Consider the following 17545-nt stretch of genomic DNA (forward strand, 5'->3'; position numbering starts at 1 on the left):
TCCGGCCTCACTCGCCGGAGGCCCGGGCCTGCTGATGCTGGCGGGCCAGCAGGGTGGGCACCACGATATGGCGTGCCGCGTCGCGGGCGGCCGACAGCCCGCCGATCACCACCACGTCGCCGCCCAGCTGGGAGACCAGGATGGCCGGCGCCGGAACCTGGGCCTCCTCGGCGGCGTACCAGCGGGCGATGCGCAGCACCTCGGTGAGGGCAGCGGTCACCGCCCCGCACAGCACGATCGCCTCCGGATCGTAGAAATGCGCCAGGACGCTGCAGATCCGGCCCAGAGTCAGCCCGAGCTCGGTCAACAGCGGACCGGTGACCGGGTCATCCAGCCTGGCGCTGGCGAGCAGGTTCTCAGCGGTGAACTCGTCGGCACCCAGCTCGGCCCACGGATGGTCGGCGGGTATCCGGCCCTCCGCCAGGGCAGTGGCGGCCCACTCCTCGGCCCGGGTGCCCAGTCCGGTGGTGTTGCCTATCCCCGAGATCAGTGAGAGCCCCCCGAGCTCGCCGACCGCCCCGTGAGCTCCGCGCACGATCTGGCCCTCCAGGAAGACCGCCGCGCCGAGCCGGCGCCCCACCAGCACGGCGACGAAGTGCTGGTAGCCGCGAGCTGCTCCGGCAGCACCCTCGGCGATGGTCGCCAGAGCGGCATCGTTCTCCACCCGCGCCGCCGGGAAGAGTTCGTCCAGGGTGGCCTGCAGGCCGGGGTTCATGTGCTCCCAGAAATGCAGCGGATGCGGCGGCGAGACGCCCTCACCGTTGACCGGGGCAGGCACCCCCAGTCCGACCGAGATGACCTCGTCCACCGCTCTCCCGGCGGCCGCCAGCACCCCGTCGATGGCGGTGAGGATGAGATCGCGGCGGCGATCGGGCGACTCCCGGTCGGCCTCGGTGACATCGACCTCCTCGCGGGCCAGCTGGTGGCCGGAGAGGTCGGCGGCGATGGTGGTGAGGTGAGCCCAGCCGGCGTCCACCCCGATGACGACCCCTGCCTCGGCGCGCAGCTGGAAGCGCCGGGCGGGCCTGCCCAGCCGGGAGCCGCCGTGCGCACCGGTCGACAGAGCCATCCCGACCCCGGCGCCGGGGGCCTGCCGGCCGCTCGGCAGTTCCTCCACCAGGCCGATGTCGATGAGCGAGTCGAGGGCGGCCAGCACCGTCGAACGGGTCAGGCCGGTGGCGGCTATCGCGTCATCGGCGCGGAACTTCCCGGCATCCCAGGCGAAGTCGAGCACCGCCCGGGTACTGGCGGGCGGCTTGGCCGGCGCCTCGGTGACACTCATCGATCTGCCCCTTGCGCTGTGTGATGACATCAGGCATGCTAATGCACATCAGTTTCTTCGATGACTGAATCTAGTCACTGAATCTACTCATCGCAGAAGTGTCGCCATCGATGTCGGCAGGAGTGGCCTCAACGTGCCTCAACCATCATCTGTTCGAATGCCATCACCCCACGCACCATCAGTTTCGCCAACGGGGCGCCGGGGTCGCGGTGCCGTCGCCTCTCGCATCAGGCGCCTGGTGGCTGTCGTCGCTGCCGCAGCGCTGGCCGGTACAGCCCTGGCGGGCTGCTCCGCCAGCGGTCAGCAGCGCATCGTCTTCGCCTTCAACAAGCGTGAGGGGATCCCCTACATGCAGAAGGTCGTCAACGACTACAACGCCTCCCAGAAGAAGGTCCATGTTGTCATGGACACCTCCGGGATCGGCACCACGGCGGCTGGCTTCGTCCGGGGCAACCCGCCGGACCTGTTGCTGGCCAACTTCAACAACCAGGCCGCCCGCTACGTCACCCACTGCGCGGTGACCGACCTGTCGGACACCGACGCCGCCAAGCGGATCCGCCCCGACGTCAAGACCCTGGTGAACCAGGTGGGCGTCTGCCCGGGACGCACCAGCGCCGTCCCCTACTCGATCATGGCCGCCGGCGTTCTCTACAACAAGGACATCTTCGTCAAGTACAACCTGCAGGTGCCCACCACCTGGGACGAGCTCATCGCCGTCTGCAAGAAGCTCCAGGCCGCCGGCGTCACCCCCTTCTACGGCACCCTCTTCGACTCCTGGACGGTCTCCCAGGGCTGGTTCGACTACGCGGCCGGCGGATCGGTGGACCTCAAGTCCTTCTTCGCCTCCATGGACAAGGAGGGCAAGGACGTCGGCCCCGACTCCGCGGTCTCCTTCCAGAAGGACTTCCTGCCCGGCATGCAGAAGATGATGCAGCTCGTCAAGACCTACACGAACAAGGACGCCAACTCGAAGATCTACGGCGACGGCAACACCGCGATGGCCAACGGCAAGGCGGCCATGTACCTCCAGGGACCGTGGGCCTTCAGCGAGATCTCCAAGACCAATGACAAGGCGCCGCTGGGGACCTTCCCGCTGCCCATGACCAATGACGCCTCCGACCTCAAGGTGGCGGTCAACGTCGACCTGGCTGCCATGATCCCCGAGCAGTCGACGCATCAGGCCGAGGCCAAGGACTTCATGGACTTCCTCTTCCAGAAGAAGAGGATCGACGCCTACAACGCCTCCCAGCTCGGATACGGGCCGACCACCGACGCCGCCAAGGTCACCGACCCCCGGATCGCCGGACTGCGCTCCTACTACGAGGGCGGCAAGTTCTACGCCGGCCCCTCCTACGTCATCCCCCAGGCGATCCCGATCACCAACCTGTCCCAGAGCATCGTGCTCGGCAGCGATTCCAAGACCGTCCTGGCCACCATCGACGCGGACTGGGCGCGGTTCGCCCGTCGCCAGTAGGCACGGAGCAGAAGGAGCTAACCCATGGCTACGACATCACTTCCCGCGTCCGCGAAGATCGACCAGAAGGTCGATCATGCGACGCTGCACCACACCCGGCACAAGGTGGCCCCGGTCTTCTGGTGGATGACCGTCCCCACCCTCATCCTCTTCACCCTGGCGATCCCGCTGCCCGCGGTGGTCGGCATCTTCTACAGCTTCACCAACTTCATCGGTGTGGGCGACTGGAAGTTCATCGGCCTCCAGAACTACATCGCGATGTTCACCGATCCCCAGATCCGGTCGAGCTACTTCTTCACCGTGGGCTTCGCCCTGGTGACCGTCGTGCTGGTGAACGTCGCCTCCTTCCTGCTGGCGATCGGGCTCATCTCCAAGATCCGCGCCAAGGTGGTCCTCAGGACGATCTTCGTGATCCCCATGGTGATCTCGGGCATCGTCATCGCCTACGTCTTCCAGTTCCTCTTCTCGAACTCCCTGCCCGCCCTCGGCAACGCCCTGGGCATCGGTTGGCTCAAGGAGAGCATCATCACCAACCCGAGCCTGGCCTGGCTGGCCGTCGTCTTCGTCACGGCGTGGCAGTCGATGCCCGGCACCCTGCTCATCTACATCGCAGGGCTGACGGCCGTCCCCGGTGACGTCTACGAGGCCGCCGACATCGACGGCGCGTCGAAGTTCCAGCAGACCATCAGGATCACCCTGCCGCTGGTCTTCAGCTACGTCGTGATCAACACCATCCTCGGCTTCAAGGGCTACCTCAACGCCTACGACATCATCGTCGGCCTGACCAACGGCGGCCCCGGCACCTCCACGATGAGCGTGGCGATGAACATCGTCGGCGGCCTCACCAACGGCGACTACGCCTACCAGATGGCCAATGCCACGGTCTTCTTCATCTTCACCCTCATCGTCTCGCTGCTCCAGCTCTCCCTCATGCGTGGAAGGAACAACTGATGACCGCGCTACCCATGGCTTCGGCTCCCGCGGAGAAGCCCCAGAAGATCCGGATGCGCCCCGAGAGGGTCAACTGGCCGGGCACGATCATCCTGGCCATCTGCTCGCTGACGGTGCTCGTCCCGCTCTACGTCACGATCTCGATGGCCTTCAAGACGACCAAGCAGGCCGTCGATGGCAAGGCCTTCAGCCTCCCCCACCCGTTCAGTGTCGACGGCTTCAAAGAGGCCTGGACGATGACCAACACGGCGGTCGGTGCCGGCGTGTCGACCGTCATCACCGCGGGAGTCGTGGTGGCGACGATCTTCCTCGCCGCCTTCGCCTCCTACGCGATGGTGCGCAACTGGGACCGGAAGTTCTTCCGCTACTCCTTCTTCTACGTGCTGGCCGCGATGTTCATCCCCTTCCCGGTGGTGGCCCTGCCCCAGATCAAGCTCACCGGCATCATCCACCTGGACAACCCGGCCGGGGTCATCGTGCTGGCGACGATGTTCCAGCTGGCCTTCAGCGTCCTGCTGTTCACCACCTTCCTGCGCTCGATCCCCTACGAGCTGGAGGAGAGCGCGCAGATCGACGGGGCGACCACCTGGCAGACCTTCTGGCAGCTGATCTTCCCGCTGCTGGCACCGATGAGCGCGACGGTCGGCATCTTCGCCTTCCTCTACGCCTGGAACGACTTCATGATGCCCTCGCTCATCATCTCCGACGCCGCCATGCAGTCCCTGCCGGTGCGCCAGAACATCTTCCAGACGCAGTTCTCCAACAACTACAACGTGTCCTTCGCCTCCTACCTGATGGCCATGGCCCCGGCGGTCATCGCCTACATCTTCACCCAGCGATGGGTGATGTCGGGAGTCACCCAGGGAGCCGTCAAGGGCTGAGGTGCTACGGCGCCCTCACCCCGGGGGCCGGTCAGAGCCCGTCGCGTTCCGGCGGCGGGCGAGGGCAGGACTCTCGCCAGATCCGACCCGAGATAGATTTGATTTGATCCTCGAATGAACCCCAGAAGGAGCACCGTGACCCTCACGCAGGCAGAACAGTCCCCGTTCCGCATTCCCGCCGACTCCCCGGACTGGTGGCGTCAGGCGGTGGTCTACCAGATCTACCCGCGCTCATTCGCAGACGCCAACGGGGACGGGATCGGCGACCTGGCCGGCATCATCTCCCGCATCGACTACCTCAAGGAGCTGGGGGTGGACGCCGTCTGGCTGAGCCCCTTCTACCCCTCCGAACTGGCCGACGGGGGCTACGACGTCGCCGACTACCGCAATGTCGATCCGCGGATCGGCACCCTCGACGAGTTCGACGAGATGAGCACCAAGCTGCATGAGGCCGGTATCCGGCTGATCGTCGACATCGTTCCGAACCACTCCTCGGACCAGCATCCCTGGTTCAAGGAGGCACTGGCCTCCGAGAAGGGATCACCGGCTCGCGACCGCTACATCTTCCGTGACGGACTGGGCGAGCACGGCGAGATCCCGCCGGCCGACTGGAAGGGATCCTTCGGCGGGGCGGCCTGGACCCGGGTGCCCGACGGTCAGTGGTACCTGCACAGCTTCGCCATCGAGCAGCCCGACTGGAACTGGAACAATCCCGAGATCCACGCCGACTTCCTCAAGACCCTGCGGTTCTGGGCCGACCGGGGGGTCGACGGTTTCCGGATCGACGTCGCCAACTCACTGGCCAAGGATCTGCCCGAGGTGCTCCCCTCGGCCGCCGAGCTGGCAGCGATGCCGATCGACGGGACGCATCCGACGATCGACCGCGACGAGGTTCAGGACATCTACGCCGAGTGGCGCGAGGTGTTCAACGAGTACGACCCCCCGCGCACCGCAGTGGCCGAGGCCTGGCTCGACGATCCGGCCCGCCGGGCTCGCTACGCCCGGCCCGAGTCGCTCGGCCAGGCCTTCAACTTCGACCTGCTGACAGCCGACTTCGACGCCGCCCAGTTCCGCCGGGTGGTGTCGACGAATCTGGAGCAGCAGGAGCTGTCAGGATCCTCGTCGACCTGGGTGCTGTCCAATCACGACGTCACCCGTCACGCCACCCGCTACGGACTGGCCCCGCTGAACGGCCGCAAGGTCAAGCAGGGCGCGGAGTGGATGCTGGCCGGGGCTCCCGCCGACCAGCTGGACCGGGATCTGGGGGTCCGTCGGGCCCGGGCGGCGACGCTCTTCGTGCTGGCCCTGCCCGGTAGCGCCTACCTCTACCAGGGTGAGGAGCTCGGTCTTCACGAGGTCACCGAGATCGGCGACCACCAGCGACAGGACCCGGCCTTCTTCCACGGCGGGCGCCGAGACTACGACGGGCTGGGCCGCGACGGCTGCCGGGTGCCGATCCCCTGGACCAGCGAGGGCCCCTCCTTCGGTTTCGGAGCTGCCGGGGCGCACCTTCCCCAGCCCGCCTGGTTCGCCGCCGACTCGGTGGCGGCCGAGGAGGCCGATCCGGACTCGACTCTGAGCATGTACCGCAGGGCGTTGGCGGTGCGCGCGGACCTGGTGACCGGTGAGGGCCAGGCGGCGGAGAGCCTGGAATGGGATGACGGCCTGTCCCAGGGTGATGTGCTGGCCTTCCGGCGTCCCGGCGGATGGCTGTGCCTCACCAACTTCGGCGCCGAGGCCGTCGCTCTTCCGGCCGGCGAACTGCTGGTGGCCAGCGAGCACCTGTCGGCCGACGAGGACGGCCAGCAGTTGCTGCCCGGGGCGACCACCGTCTGGCTTCGCCAGGGCTGAGCGCTCAGTTCTGCCGGGGGGCCACCGGACGCCCCTGGAGGCTGTCGATGAAGGCATCGACGTCGTCTGCGAGATAGGCGCCGTCGAACTTCGTCGACAGCTTGAACCTCGGCCGGTGGACCATCTGGTCGATCGGCTCGCCGGCCGCCACCGTGGCGACCAGCGCGTCCAGGAAGTCATCGACCTGCTCTGCCCGGTAGTCCGAGCGGCCCCCCTTGGCGAAGCGGACCGAGCGGATCTCCTCGACGGTGATCGGTCCGGGGAAAGCCTGGCGCGAGGGCCGGTTGGATCGCGAGAATGGGAACATGGTGACCCAGTATCCTCTAGAGATTCCACTGGGGCAGGGCTGGACCCAGCTGGCGGAGCTGCTGCTGGCCTTCGTGCTCACTGCGCTGGTCGGCCTGGAACGCAGCCTGCGCGGTAAGGGTGCCGGGCTTCGCACCCAGGCCATCGTCGGCGTCTCCTCGGCACTGTTCCTGCAGGTCGGCAAGTACGGGTTCTTCGACCTGGTGCCGCTGCTGGGCGGCGACATCCGGGTCGACCCCTCGCGGGTGGCGGCCCAGGTGGTCTCCGGGGTGGGCTTCCTGGGGGCCGGGCTCATCATCACCCAGCACTCCCGGGTGCGTGGGCTCACCACGGCTGCCTCGGTATGGGAGTCCTCGGCGATCGGGATGGCGGCCGGCGCCGGGTTGTGGCTGCTGGCGGTTGTCGTTACCGCCCTGCACTTCGTCATCACGCTGGGGCTGGGTGTCGTCGAGGACGGCCTGCTCAACCGGGAGCCGGTGAGGATCCACCTGGACGTCAGATATCTGGATGGCCACGGTCTGTTGAGGGAGCTGCTGTCGCGGATCACCGACGCCGGATGGTCGGTCTCGCGGGCGAGCCCCAGAGCGGTGCCCGGCACCGACAATGCCCGGTTGATGCTGGAGCTCAGTGGCCCGCGCGAGACCTCCGCGCTGGTCGCCGGGCTCACCGGCACCGAGGGCGTCCTGTCGGTGGATGTGGTGGCGGACCCGGAGACCGAGTGAACTGCCGTGCTGGCACCGCGTGACCCCATCGATAGGGTGGTGAGGTCACCTCGTGCCGGTCAGATCGAACTTCCAGGAGAACATCCCATGAGCGTCGAAGATGCCGTCTCGCCCACCGGGCCTGCAGTGACCCCGGACTCGGCAGCCGCATCCCTGTTGCAGGGTGAGCACTACCGGCTCACACCGCTGACCCCGCGTGTCATCCGGCTGGAGTGGTCTCCCTCCGGCCACTTCGAGGATCGGCCGACCACCTTCGCCCTGAACCGCGACCTGCCCGCCTTCGACTATCAGGTCCTGCCGACCGACACCGGCCTGCGGATCGTCACCGACTACTACGTGCTCGACTACGGCCGGGGCCCCTTCACCACCAACGGGCTGAGCGCCGCGGTCCGCGGCGGGATCTCCAACTACCACTCGGTGTGGCGCTACAAGCAGGACCTGTCGCTGCCCTCCCACCGGCGTCTCACCAAGACCGGGCACCCCTTCCCGGAACTGGACGGCAATATGGGCGGGGCGGCTCGCACCCTCGATGTCGCCGATGGGCCGGTGGACCTGGAGCCCGGGGTGGTCAGCCAGGCGGGATACGCCGTCATCGACGACTCGAAGGCGATGGTCTTCGACTCCGGCGGCCGACTGGCAGCCCGCCATGCCGAACCCGGATCCCAGGACCTGTACCTGTTCGCCGGGGGCCACGACCACGTCGAGACCGTCGGAGATCTGTTCGCGATCTCCGGCTCGCAGCCGCTGCTGCCGCGGTTCGCGTTGGGTAACTGGTGGTCGCGTTATCACCGTTACGACGAGGCCGAGTACCTGGAGCTGATGGATCGGTTCGAGGCCGAGAAGGTGCCGTTCTCGGTTGCTGTCATCGATATGGACTGGCATCTGACCGATATCGACCCGAAGTTCGGTTCGGGGTGGACCGGCTACACCTGGAACCGTGAACTGTTTCCCGATCCGCAGCGGTTCCAGGCCGAGCTTCACCGGCGCGGGCTCGCGGTGACCCTCAACGTCCACCCGGCCGACGGGATCCGGGCCTTCGAGGAGCCCTACCCGGCCATGTGCCAGGCTCTGGGCCGCCCTGCCGATGGCCATCCGGTGGACTTCGACGTCACCAACCGGGCCTTCATGGATGCCTACTTCACCGTGCTGCACCGCGGCCTGGAGAAGATGGGTACCGACTTCTGGTGGATCGACTGGCAGTCGGGGCCCTATTCGAGGATCGCCGGGATGGACCCCCTGTGGGTGCTCAACCACGGCCACTACGTCGACTCGGCGACCCAGATGGACCGCGGCCTGATCTTCTCCCGCTACGCCGGGCCCGGCTCGCACCGCTACCCGGTCGGCTTCTCCGGGGACTCCCTGATCACCTGGAAGTCGCTGGCCTTCCAGCCGCGATTCACCGCCGCCGGGGCCAATATCGGCTATGGCTGGTGGAGCCACGACATCGGCGGGCACATGGAGGGCTACAAGAATGACGAGCTGGCGACCCGCTGGGTGGAGTTCGGCGTCTTCTCCCCAATCATGAGACTGCACTCCAGCAGTTCCCGGTTCTCGGGCAAGGAGCCCTGGAAGTACTCCCAGCCCGGACGCCAGGCGATGATCGAGCATCTCCGGCTGCGCCACCGGATGCTGCCCTATCTCAATGCCATGAACCTGCGCGCCCACCGCGACGGTCGGTCCCTCGTCGAACCGGTCTACTACCAGGACCACAGCCCGCAGGCCTACCGGTATCTCGACGAGTACCTCTTCGGCTCCCAGTTGCTGGTCGCCCCGATCGTCGTCCCGAACGACCCGGTGGTGGCCAGGGGCCATGCCGATGTCTGGCTGCCCTCGGGAAGGTGGACCGACATCGTCACCGGCCGGTCCTACCGCGGCGGCCGGAGCCATCGGATGTGGCGCGACCTGATGTCGATCCCGGTGCTGCTGAGGGCCGGCGGATTCCTGCCGCTGGTCGCCGAAGGGGAGTCGCTGGACGCCCGGGAGCTGTTCCCCGAGCTGGAGGTGCTGGTCGCCGCCGGGGCCGACGGACGGTTCGAGCTGGACGAGGAGACCGCGGACGACCAGTGGCAGACCACGGTGCTGGAGCTGTCGGCCACCGAGGGCCGGCTGACCATCACCCGCCCCGACCGGGACCGGTCCGGGCGGGTGGAGTGGACTCTCACCCTGCTCGGCCTCGCCTCGCGCTCCGGGGCCAGGTTCGAGGTGGAGGGGGGCGAGCTGATGGGGGTCGAGGAGGCCGACGGGCGGACCCGCCTGAGGTTGCGCAGCACCGGCGGGACGATGGTGGTCCGGTCGGCGGTGCTGGCGACCACCGGCCAGCCCGAGACCCTGGCGGCCGTGGAGGAGCTGCTGGCCGCCGCCCAGACCGGATTCGTCCTCAAGGACACCATCTACCGGCTGGTCGCCGAGCAGGGGGCGGCGGCGCTCAACGCCGTCACCTCGGTGGGCCGCTACCCGCTGGGCCATCTGGCGGAGGTCCACGACTACGACCTGGCGACCCCCGAGCTCGTCTCCGCCCTCACCGAGATCCTGGAGGGTTGAGATTCCGGCGGGGACCGGCCTCAGGGCTGGACGGCGAAGGCGTTGACGGTCGCGGCGACCTTCTCGGCGACCCCGCGCTGCGGGGCCAGGTGGCCGACCGCGCCGGCCAGCGCCTGACCGAGCAGGTACAGCGGGAGCCGGGTGATCTCGGTGATCCCGGTCGGGTCGCTCATCCCGGGCAGGGCGACCAGCAGGACGAGGTCGGCGGACTCGGCGGTGGGGGAGGTCTGCGCGGTGGTGATGAGGACCACCGGGACCTCGCGCTCCCGCACGGCGCGCACCACGGCGAGGGTCGCGGAGTTGCGGCCACTGCCGCTGACGGCCACGCAGACCGACCCGGGAGGCAGCGAGAAGGCGGCGATCTGCTGCGCCAGCGGGTCGACGGTGCGGCTCACCGGGATGCCCAGGGCCGACAGCCTCATGGCGAGGTCGTCGGCGACCGGGCCGGACAGCCCGCAGCCGACCACGAAGACGGTGCCGGCGTGGGCGATGAGCTCGGTGGCACGGTCGACGGTGGCAGCGTCCAGCAGGCTGCCGGCCGACCTCAGGTCCTCCACCGAGCGCCCGATGGTGGACAGCAGGTCGCCGTAGGGGCCGGTGTGCTCGCCGGGGCCGAGAGGGGACCGGCCGACCTCCTGGGCGAGGCCGATCCGCAGCTGCTGGTAGCCGCTGAACCCGAACCTCTTGGCGGCCCTGATGACGGTCGCCCGGGACAGTCCCACCGCGGCGGCCAGCTCGTTGACGGTGAGGCCGACCACCTCCCGGGGATTCTCGAGGATGAACCGGGCCACCGTCAGCTCGCTGTTCCTCAACTGCGGTGAGCGGGCCCGGATCGTCGCGGTGACCGGGCTGGTCAGGGCGTCCTCACTCACCGGCGGTCCTTCTCGTCGGCCCTCGCCGGGATCCCGATCTCGGCGAGCAGGCCCTTGTCGATCGTGCCGTCGATGATGGCCTGGAAGTCCAGCACGGTGTCCATCTGCTGGCAGGGGATGGAGACGGCGACCGCCTCCCCGTCGATGAGGTCGATCCGGCTGAAGCTCCCGTAGTCGGCGGTGCGGGCGCGCCGTTTCGGGGGCACCACGTCGGTGTAGGCGGCGGTGGAGCCGCCCACCCAGACCGGGACGTCGCCGCAGACCCCGGCCCCCGCGTAGTGGGTGTGGCCGGTGACCACCATCGAGACCCCCGAACCCTCCAGCAGCTCGGCGAGATCGGCGCGGTTGCGCAGCATGTCGCGGTCCAGCCCGGGCAGCGGGCAGCGCAGCGGGGGGTGGTGCATCAGCAGCAGGGTGGGTTCGACCGGGCCGGCCAGCACCGTGCGCAGCCAGTCCAACTGGTCGGGGGTGAGGAGGCCGTGGCTGGCACCGGGGACGGTGCTGTCCAGGACGATCAGACGAACCCCGTCGACGTGCTCGACCCTGTCGATGACCCCGCCGTCGAGGATGTGGCTGCGGAAGGACCCGATCTCGTCGTGGTTGCCGTTCACCCAGATCACCGGGCAGCCGGTCCGGCCGGCATAGGACTCGATGAGGGTGCGGGCGGTCCGGTAGGCCTGAGCGTCGCCGTGGTCGCCGTGGTCGCCGACGTCGCCGGTGACCAGGACCGCCGAGGGGGCCAGCTCGGCGTCGGCCAGGCGGTCCAGGAGGTCCCGGAGCAGGGAGGTGGAGTCGACGGTTCCGTAGAGCTTCTTCCCGGGGGCCACCAGATGGACGTCGGACAGCTGGAGGAAGTAGGCCATCTCAGTGGCTCTCGCTGAGAACCGGGGTGGCAGCCCAGGAGGAGATGAACGCGTAGAGCTCCTCGAAGGTCTCCCCGCGGGCCGAGGGGGTGCCGACCCCGGTGCGGCGGCGGTCGATGAATGCGGTGCGGCAGCCGAGGGCCAGGGCCGGGGCGAGGTCGTTGGTCCAGACGTCGCCGACGCTCAGCAGCGACTCCGGGCGCTCGGCGAGGCCCGCCTCGGCCAGCAGTCCGGTGAGGATGGCGGGGCTGCCGGCCGGCTTGTGGGCGTCGGTGACGATGTGGTCGATCACGGGGGCCACCCCGAGCTTCTCCAGCTGGGAGGTGACGCCGTCCAGAGGGGCGTTGGTCACCAGGACCCGGTGGACGGTGGCCGGCAGGTCGGCCAGGAACTGGGGGAGGCCCTTCGGGGTGCTGGTCTCCAGCAGACCGTCGTCGAGCATCCTCCGACTCTGCTGGAACGCCCGGTGGATCTGCTCGGCGGTGAGACCGTGGCGCCTCCCGAGGGTCTGGGCGGCGGCGTATCCGTCGACGGCGTCGGCGAGGACGGCCGGCTCGGATCCCTTCGAGGAGGTGAGGAAGTCGCGCAGGGTGGCCTCGATGTCGACATCGGCGGTGCGGGGGTCGTCGTGCAGCTGCCGGGCGAGCTGGTGGCCGTAGGCGAGTACCGGCGAGTCGCCGACGCAGACCGTGCCGTCGAAGTCCAGTACCAGAATGTGTGAGATCGCCATGCCATCTGCCCCTTGTTCGGTGTTCACGAGAAGACCTCCGGATCGTCATCGGTCGGGATCGCGCGTGGGTTTGACGGGTCTGGGACATTGTGTCGCGCTGTTATGCGTTTGGTGAACTTGCTGTCCACACAGTTCGATTCCGGCTCATCTGCAGCCGAAGGAGTCTCTTGTGACCAACGCAACCCCCTCCGCCCCACCCTCAGCCTCCTCCACCGGCGCGGACACCGCGGCCTCGGTTCCCACCGCAGGCATCGGGGTGATCACCGGACGTCCGGCAGTCCGCCTGGTCGCCGCCCTCATCACCGCCGTGGTGGCCTATCAGCTCAATGCGACGATGGTCGCCCCGACCCTGCCGGACATCGCGCGGACCTTCTCCGCCTCCACCACCCAGATCGCCCAGGTCAGCTCCCTGTTCTCCCTGGCCGGGTCGGTGGCCGGGGTTGTGGCCACCCGCTGGTCCGACTTCCTCGGTCGCCGCCGGATGCTGATGATCGTCCTGACCATCGCGGCCATCGGCAGCGTGGTGGCTCTGTTCTCCCCGAATCTGCCGGTGCCGCTCGGCGCCCGGGTCCTGCAGGGGATCGCCTGCGGGTCCTTCCAGATCACCTTCGTGGTCCTGGGCGCGAGGCTGCAGCCGAAGACGTTCGCGATGGGGGTGACGATGCCCCGCCACGAGGTGGGGCTCATCGAGGGGAGGATGGACTGGTGGGGTGCGGCTCTGATGACCGTCGTGCTCATCGCGCTCACCAAGCTCGTCGCCCACGGCTCCGCGCAGGGGTGGGGTGCCGAGACGACGCTGATCTACATCGCGATCTTCGTCGTGAGTGCGGTCGCCTTCACTCTGGTCGAGAGACGTCGTCATGATCCGTTGATCAACCCGGCCCATCTGGTGTCGCGGCAGATCTGGCCGCTGCTGGCGACCACCATCCTGTTCACGGTGGCCTTCTCCGCGGTGATCTACTTCACTTTCGTGCTCTTCGCCCAGGACACCAAGGTGGGCTACGGCCTGCCGGCCTCGTGCTGCTGTCGCCCAGGAGCGCACCCGGTGCGCTGCCCGGGTTGCTGGGTGCGGCCTTCGGGATCGGCAACGGTCTGGGGGTCACCTCGGTGGCCGCGACGGTGGGTGCCGGCACCCTCGCCGGGTACACCGGCGGCCTGTGGATCTCCTTCTTCATCTCCCTGGCAGCCCTGGCCACCGCCTTCTTCGTGCCGCGGGTGCTCGCTCAGGAGGACTGAGACAGAGCGGGCCCGTCCGCCACGCTCAGCTCGGCTGCCAACCCTCCGGAGGGTCCTCCCCGACGAGCCCGTCGATGGCCTCGCGGATGAGGTCGGCATGGCCGGTGTGGCGTCCGTACTCCTCCACCAGATCGCACACGATCCGCCTCAACAGCACGGTCTGTCCCTGCCACTGTCTGGCGGTCGGCATGTCCAGGCCGCCCTCGTCGAGCAGCTCGGTGAGACGGCGTCTGGCAGTGCTCACCGCCCGGTCGTAGCGGGAGTACAGCTCGGCCGGGCTGTCGAGGGCCGCGGTGCGGAACTCCCAGTCGGGGTCGGCGTCCCAGTCGACCGACCGCCAGGGCTCGCCGGGCTCCTGTTCGAATGCCCAGCTGAGTTTGATGTCCTCCACGTAGGTGAGGTGCTTGAGCAGCCCGCCGAGGGTCAGTGCGGAGGTCGTCGTCCGCCGGGCCAGCTGCTCGGCGTCCAGGCCTCCGGCCTTCCACCGGAAGGTGGCTCGCAATCGGTCGAGCATGCCGACCAGGTGCTCCTGCTCGGTGCCGGCCACCGGCGGTTCCACCGGCCAGATCTCGGTCATCCGACAAGGGCAGTCACTCATCGACAATGCACCGGGTGTTACGGCTTGAACCGGTGCGGTAACGACCTCGTTAATGCGCCGCAGATTGGGGCGGTGGGCTCGTTCTCCGGGGTTATCGTCCTGCAATCGACGCCGACGCCCCGGCGTCGCGCGCCCTGAGTCCACACACTCCAAGGAGCGCAGATGAGCATCATCACCGACAAACCCGCCAAGGAGGACCCGGTCGCGGTCGCCGGCGTCACCTATCAACGGGCCGAGGACGGCTACTTCGACAAACGCCAGCTCCAACGGACAGCCGGGATCTGGGGGCTGTGGGGGATCGGTGTCGCCGCCGTCATCTCCGGTGACTTCTCCGGCTGGAACGGCGGCATCAGCGCTGCCGGTTTCGGCGGCTTCCTGGTCGCGGCGGCCATCGTCGTGTGCATGTACATCGCGATGATCGCCTCCATCTCCGAGATGTCGGCGGCGATGCCGCACACCGGCGGCGCCTACTCCTTCGCCCGGGCCGCGATGGGCCCGTGGGGAGGATTCGTGACGGGCCTGGCCGAGACCATCGAGTACGTCATGACCACCGGCGTCGTGATCTACTTCTCGGCCCAGTACGCCGACCAGATCATGAAGACGCTCACCGGGTTCAGCCTGGAGGCCCACAGCCTGATGCCGCTGTGGTGGGTGGTCCTCTACGCGGTCTTCGTCCTGCTCAACGCGGCCGGCGCCGAGGCCTCCTTCAAGTTCGCGGTGATCGTCGCGTTCATCTCGGTGGGGATCCTGCTGGCATTCATGCTCATCGCGCTGTTCTCCGGGAAGCTCGACTTCCACTCCCTGTGGGACGTCGCCGCCGGCCCCGGTCACAGCACCTTCCTGCCGTTCGGCGGATGGTCGATCGTCTACGCGATGCCCTTCGCGATGTGGCTCTTCCTGGGTATCGAGGAGCTCCCGCTGGCCGCCGAGGAGGCCCACAACCCGGAGCGCGACATCCCCCGGGCCAGCCGTTGGGCCATGCTCACCCTGATGGTCACCGGTGCGATCGTCGTCTTCCTCAACCCGGCCGTGCTGGGATCGACCAAGACGGCGGCGTCCTCCCAGCCCCTCCTCGACGGCTTCTCCGCCCTCATCCCGGGCAATCTCGCAGCCATCCTGTCGCTGTTCGCCCTGGTCGGGCTGCTGGCGTCGGTGCAGGGAATCATGTTCGCCTACGGTCGCAACATGTACTCGCTGTCCAGGGCCGGCTACTACCCGAAGTTCCTGTCCCTGACCGGTGAGCGCAAGACCCCCTACCTGGCCCTCATCGTCGGTGCGGTGATCGGCTTCCTGTCCCTGTTCATCGTCCAGTACGGCAGCTCCTCGGCCGGTTCCGTGGTGCTGAACATGGCGGTCTGGGGCGCGGTGCTGTCCTACCTGCTGCAGATGACCTCGTTCGTCATCCTGCGACGTCGCTTCCCGAACGCCTCCCGCCCGCACGTCAGCATGTTCGGCATCGGCGGCGCGGTGTTCGCCGGGATCGTCGCGGTGGTGATCTTCATCGGCGTCCTGCTCAACCCGGACTACATCGCGGCGATCTACACGGTGGTCGGCCTGTACGTCCTGGCGATCATCTACTTCGCCACCCTGGGCCGCAAGCGTCTGGTGCTCTCCCCCGAGGAGGAGTACGCGATGACCGAGAAGCAGACCGACAAGTAGGCGACCTCGATCGACAGGCAGTTCCTCAGCTCGCGGCGATCGGGTGGACCGTGGCGCTCACCAGCCGAGCGGTCCCACTGGTCGCCGCGAGTCGCAGCCCGGTCGCTCCCGGGCCCGGGAAGATCACCGAGGTGATGGCGACCAGACCGTCGGGGCTGAACACCTCGACACTCGAGGGGTTGACCACCACCCGCAGCCATGCCCGGCGCATCACGCCCAGGCAGGACTGCGGCCAGCGGGTGGTGACCGTCGCGGAGGTGGCGCGCAGCAGTCCCTCGGCGGGCACCCCGGGCTCGGTGCTCGGGGCGGTGAATGACGGGCTGAACTCGGTGGCGCCGCTCTCGCTGCGGTCGAGGGTCAGCGATCCCTCCGCGGGACGCCACACCAGGTCGGTGTGGACCTGTCCGTCGCAGCGGATCTGAAGGGTGACGGAGCCGGCGGAGTCGTAGGCCGAGGCCTCCAGTTCGATCTCGGCGTCCAGAGCCCGGCCGCCGAGCTGCGACAGGGGGTTGGACGCCGCCGTGACGGGCCGGTCGGCCACGGTGCGCGAGGTGGCGTCCGGACCGATTGGCGCGGTGACCGGTGCGGAGACAAGACGCGGACCGGCCGGGGTGTGGACCAGGCGGAGCTCGCGGGGTGTGGCCAGGGTGGGCGGCCGGTCATCGGGGGTCGCCGTGCTGCCGGGGGTCAGATCCGCGTAGTCCTCATTGCCCACCGCCGCAATCATGATGCGGCGTCCCGAGGCGTCCTGGACCGAGATCGGGGCGTAGAGGTCGCGACCGAGATCGGTGCGCAGCACCGGGTCCGACGCCGGGGTGCCGGTCTGTGACGAATCTCTCTGCGGGGTGAAGGTGCCGCCGTCCCAGTCGCCGACCAGGTACCGGGTGGTCGACCCATTGGTCCGGGGGGAGGCGGCGCTGGTCCACCACAGCACCCAGCGGGTCTGACCCTCCAGATCCAGCGGGAGGAGATCGGGATGGCAGAGGGCCCCGCCCTCGTGCCAGCGGGTGGCGTCGAGGACGCTGGTGGCGGTCCAGGAGGTCAGGTCGGTGGAGACCAGGAATGTGAACCCGGTGCCGTCGGCGACCATCATCACCCACTGGTCGTGGGCCTCATCGCGGATCACCCGGAGGTCCAACGGCCGGGCATCGGGCGACTGGGCGCCGGGCAGGCAGACCTCAACCGCCGGTCCGGGCTCAGGGGACCAGGTGCGGCCGGAGTCGGTGCTGCGGGCCATCGTGACTGAGGAGGTGGAGCCAGAAGTGTCGGAGGCGCCGTGGTGGAGCAGGAGAGCCACCAGATCGGCCCCGTCGGCCACGACGCAACCCGAGTCGGCAGGCAGATGGTGGTCGGTGGTGGGGATGTGGCGCCAGTGCAGGAGGTCGGAACTGACCGCCTGGCTCCAGCGATCCCCGGCCCGGCAGAACAGGTGACAGCCGTCGGGCAGTTGCAGAAGTGAGACCGGAGCGGGGAGTCCGGACCCGCCGGTCGACGGGTTCCTCTCAGCTGTGGCAGCCGTGGTGGCCTCACCGGGGCGCGACCCCTCAAGCGTCTCGATCATGCTCTCCCACTCTTTCGG

15 protein-coding genes and 1 pseudogene are annotated in these 17545 nt (G+C 68.5%); 9 read left to right on the top strand and 7 right to left on the bottom strand.

The features are described from left to right. Nucleotides 1–7: 7 nt before the first annotated feature. Complete coding sequence (locus FEZ32_RS05615) at nucleotides 8–1282, bottom strand: ROK family protein (protein WP_175415737.1); 1275 nt, start codon at nucleotides 1280–1282, stop codon at nucleotides 8–10. 238 nt (nucleotides 1283–1520) lie between these two features. Between FEZ32_RS05615 and FEZ32_RS05620 the strand changes: the two genes are divergently transcribed. The 4 genes from FEZ32_RS05620 to FEZ32_RS05635 all read left to right on the top strand — a co-directional run bounded on the left by FEZ32_RS05620 (nucleotide 1521) and on the right by FEZ32_RS05635 (nucleotide 6439). After that, nucleotides 1521–2756, top strand: a complete 1236-nt coding sequence (locus FEZ32_RS05620; protein WP_244937923.1) for an ABC transporter substrate-binding protein — start codon at nucleotides 1521–1523, stop codon at nucleotides 2754–2756. A 24-nt stretch (nucleotides 2757–2780) separates the two neighbouring features. Then, nucleotides 2781–3707 carry a carbohydrate ABC transporter permease gene (locus tag FEZ32_RS05625; RefSeq protein WP_097798144.1) on the top strand — a complete coding sequence of 309 codons (927 nt, stop codon included), beginning with the start codon at nucleotides 2781–2783 and terminating at the stop codon, nucleotides 3705–3707. Further along, on the top strand, nucleotides 3707–4588 hold the full coding sequence (locus FEZ32_RS05630; RefSeq protein ID WP_175415738.1) for a carbohydrate ABC transporter permease: 882 nt from the start codon (nucleotides 3707–3709) through the stop codon (nucleotides 4586–4588). The genes FEZ32_RS05625 and FEZ32_RS05630 overlap by 1 nt, the downstream gene beginning before the upstream one ends. A 135-nt stretch (nucleotides 4589–4723) precedes the next feature. Then, nucleotides 4724–6439: a glycoside hydrolase family 13 protein gene (locus FEZ32_RS05635; protein ID WP_244937924.1), complete on the top strand. Its 1716-nt coding sequence runs from the start codon at nucleotides 4724–4726 to the stop codon at nucleotides 6437–6439. A 4-nt stretch (nucleotides 6440–6443) separates the two neighbouring features. On the opposite strand, the gene FEZ32_RS05640 is transcribed toward FEZ32_RS05635, so the two are convergent. After that, entirely contained in the window at nucleotides 6444–6746 is a 303-nt protein-coding gene (locus FEZ32_RS05640) for a DivIVA domain-containing protein (protein ID WP_138680163.1), read from the bottom strand. Between FEZ32_RS05640 and FEZ32_RS05645 the strand changes: the two genes are divergently transcribed. Both FEZ32_RS05645 and FEZ32_RS05650 read left to right on the top strand, forming a co-directional pair. After that, nucleotides 6745–7467 carry an MgtC/SapB family protein gene (locus FEZ32_RS05645; protein ID WP_138680164.1) on the top strand — a complete coding sequence of 241 codons (723 nt, stop codon included), beginning with the start codon at nucleotides 6745–6747 and terminating at the stop codon, nucleotides 7465–7467. The two genes, FEZ32_RS05640 and FEZ32_RS05645, sit on opposite strands and share 2 nt — an antisense overlap. Before the next feature lie 87 nt (nucleotides 7468–7554). After that, on the top strand, nucleotides 7555–10008 hold the full coding sequence (locus FEZ32_RS05650) for a glycoside hydrolase family 31 protein (protein WP_138680165.1): 2454 nt from the start codon (nucleotides 7555–7557) through the stop codon (nucleotides 10006–10008). 20 nt (nucleotides 10009–10028) lie between these two features. Here FEZ32_RS05650 and FEZ32_RS05655 read toward each other — a convergent pair whose 3' ends face one another. The 3 genes from FEZ32_RS05655 to FEZ32_RS05665 are packed head-to-tail and all read right to left on the bottom strand — an operon-like array spanning nucleotide 10029 to nucleotide 12473. After that, nucleotides 10029–10880: a MurR/RpiR family transcriptional regulator gene (locus FEZ32_RS05655; protein WP_138680166.1), complete on the bottom strand. Its 852-nt coding sequence runs from the start codon at nucleotides 10878–10880 to the stop codon at nucleotides 10029–10031. Next, nucleotides 10877–11743 carry a metallophosphoesterase gene (locus FEZ32_RS05660; protein WP_138680167.1) on the bottom strand — a complete coding sequence of 289 codons (867 nt, stop codon included), beginning with the start codon at nucleotides 11741–11743 and terminating at the stop codon, nucleotides 10877–10879. Before FEZ32_RS05660 ends, FEZ32_RS05655 begins: the two co-directional genes overlap by 4 nt. Before the next feature lies 1 nt (nucleotide 11744). Further along, nucleotides 11745–12473: an HAD family hydrolase gene (locus FEZ32_RS05665; protein ID WP_051238022.1), complete on the bottom strand. Its 729-nt coding sequence runs from the start codon at nucleotides 12471–12473 to the stop codon at nucleotides 11745–11747. A 334-nt stretch (nucleotides 12474–12807) separates the two neighbouring features. Here FEZ32_RS05665 and FEZ32_RS14185 point away from each other — a divergent pair. Next, nucleotides 12808–13401: pseudogene (locus tag FEZ32_RS14185) on the top strand (MFS transporter); the annotation flags it as partial. Between the two features lie 89 nt (nucleotides 13402–13490). Next, nucleotides 13491–13709: a hypothetical protein gene (locus FEZ32_RS05675; RefSeq protein WP_138680168.1), complete on the top strand. Its 219-nt coding sequence runs from the start codon at nucleotides 13491–13493 to the stop codon at nucleotides 13707–13709. Nucleotides 13710–13734: 25 nt separating this feature from the next. On the opposite strand, the gene FEZ32_RS05680 is transcribed toward FEZ32_RS05675, so the two are convergent. Continuing rightward, complete coding sequence (locus tag FEZ32_RS05680) at nucleotides 13735–14286, bottom strand: DinB family protein (protein ID WP_028702060.1); 552 nt, start codon at nucleotides 14284–14286, stop codon at nucleotides 13735–13737. Between the two features lie 183 nt (nucleotides 14287–14469). Between FEZ32_RS05680 and FEZ32_RS05685 the strand changes: the two genes are divergently transcribed. Next, nucleotides 14470–15966, top strand: a complete 1497-nt coding sequence (locus tag FEZ32_RS05685) for an amino acid permease (protein ID WP_051238023.1) — start codon at nucleotides 14470–14472, stop codon at nucleotides 15964–15966. A gap of 25 nt (nucleotides 15967–15991) precedes the next feature. Here the strand turns inward: FEZ32_RS05685 and FEZ32_RS05690 are convergent, their stop codons facing one another. Then, nucleotides 15992–17527: a glycoside hydrolase family 32 protein gene (locus FEZ32_RS05690; RefSeq protein WP_138680169.1), complete on the bottom strand. Its 1536-nt coding sequence runs from the start codon at nucleotides 17525–17527 to the stop codon at nucleotides 15992–15994. Nucleotides 17528–17545: the final 18 nt, after the last annotated feature.

Origin of the sequence: Acidipropionibacterium jensenii, from assembly GCF_005890135.1 — a bacterium.
GTDB classification, from domain to species: domain Bacteria; phylum Actinomycetota; class Actinomycetes; order Propionibacteriales; family Propionibacteriaceae; genus Acidipropionibacterium; species Acidipropionibacterium jensenii.

Excerpts from the sequence above, each read along its gene's own strand:
- FEZ32_RS05690 (WP_138680169.1), bottom strand. The coding sequence starts at position 17,527 with ATGATCGAGACGCTTGAGGGGTCGCGCCCCGGTGAGGCCACCACGGCT.
- FEZ32_RS05645 (WP_138680164.1), top strand. The coding sequence starts at position 6,745 with ATGGTGACCCAGTATCCTCTAGAGATTCCACTGGGGCAGGGCTGGACC.
- FEZ32_RS05625 (WP_097798144.1), top strand. The coding sequence starts at position 2,781 with ATGGCTACGACATCACTTCCCGCGTCCGCGAAGATCGACCAGAAGGTC.
- FEZ32_RS05660 (WP_138680167.1), bottom strand. The coding sequence starts at position 11,743 with ATGGCCTACTTCCTCCAGCTGTCCGACGTCCATCTGGTGGCCCCCGGG.
- FEZ32_RS05615 (WP_175415737.1), bottom strand. The coding sequence starts at position 1,282 with ATGAGTGTCACCGAGGCGCCGGCCAAGCCGCCCGCCAGTACCCGGGCG.
- FEZ32_RS05650 (WP_138680165.1), top strand. The coding sequence starts at position 7,555 with ATGAGCGTCGAAGATGCCGTCTCGCCCACCGGGCCTGCAGTGACCCCG.
- FEZ32_RS05680 (WP_028702060.1), bottom strand. The coding sequence starts at position 14,286 with ATGACCGAGATCTGGCCGGTGGAACCGCCGGTGGCCGGCACCGAGCAG.
- FEZ32_RS05665 (WP_051238022.1), bottom strand. The coding sequence starts at position 12,473 with ATGGCGATCTCACACATTCTGGTACTGGACTTCGACGGCACGGTCTGC.
- FEZ32_RS05685 (WP_051238023.1), top strand. The coding sequence starts at position 14,470 with ATGAGCATCATCACCGACAAACCCGCCAAGGAGGACCCGGTCGCGGTC.
- FEZ32_RS05640 (WP_138680163.1), bottom strand. The coding sequence starts at position 6,746 with ATGTTCCCATTCTCGCGATCCAACCGGCCCTCGCGCCAGGCTTTCCCC.
- FEZ32_RS05630 (WP_175415738.1), top strand. The coding sequence starts at position 3,707 with ATGACCGCGCTACCCATGGCTTCGGCTCCCGCGGAGAAGCCCCAGAAG.